The following is an 868-nucleotide window of genomic DNA, read 5'->3' on the forward strand; positions in this document are numbered from 1 at the left end:
GCTTAGCGAATGAAAGGGACTTCCCCGTCCAAGTCCGCGGCGAAAGTCGCGAGGCGGCATCAAGGTGCCATGATGAAGTTTCATAACTGCATCAATTACTGGAGGGGAAGCCAATGTCAGTTATCACGGTGGGAATCGATTTAGCCAAGACGGTGTTCGCCGTTCACGGCGTCAATGAGGCTGGCAAAGCCATATTGGTGAAACCGAAGGTTGCGCGTGATCAGTTGGTGCCATTGATCGCGCAGTTACCGCCGTGTTTGATTGGTATGGAGGCTTGCTCAGGGGCGCACCACTGGGCGAGGGTGTTTGTTCAGCACGGACATACTGTCAGGTTGATGGCTCCTAAACTCGTTGCTCCTTATCGGATGTCAGGTAAGCGCGGTAAGAATGATGCAGCAGATGCTGCTGCAATCTGTGAGGCAGTGACCCGACCCAGCATGCGGTTCGTACCCGTCAAGGACGAGCATCAACAGGCGACTCTTTGCCTTCATCGCACTCGGCAGGGATTTATCGAAGAGCGCACAGCTTCTTACAACCGACTGCGGGGATTACTTTCTGAATTTGGGGTGGTCCTGCCGCAAAGCCCAGAGCGATTGAGAAGAGAGATTGGCCCTTATCTGGACAGCTTGCCTGGCTGGGCAAAACGGTGCATGAGTGAACTGTTAGAGCACACCAGCCATATCGAGGACCGCTTGGTAGAGCTTGATAGAGCAATCAGCCAGATTGCTCGTGAAGATGATCGTAGCCGTAGATTGCTGCAATTGCGCGGGGTTGGCTCGACCACGGCGAGTGCCTTGGTTGCCAGTATTGGGGATGGGCACGACTTCAGAAATGGTCGCCAAGTGGCTGCATGGCTCGGACTGACGCC

At 54.7% G+C, this 868-nt stretch carries 1 protein-coding gene; it reads left to right on the forward strand.

The features are described from left to right. Positions 1–113: 113 nt before the first annotated feature. On the forward strand, positions 114–868 hold a 755-nt coding region (locus tag DU29_RS0127990; RefSeq protein ID WP_028624665.1), incomplete at its 3' end, for an IS110-like element IS1492 family transposase.

This window comes from Pseudomonas sp. Ant30-3, from assembly GCF_000690905.1.
Classification (GTDB): domain Bacteria; phylum Pseudomonadota; class Gammaproteobacteria; order Pseudomonadales; family Pseudomonadaceae; genus Aquipseudomonas.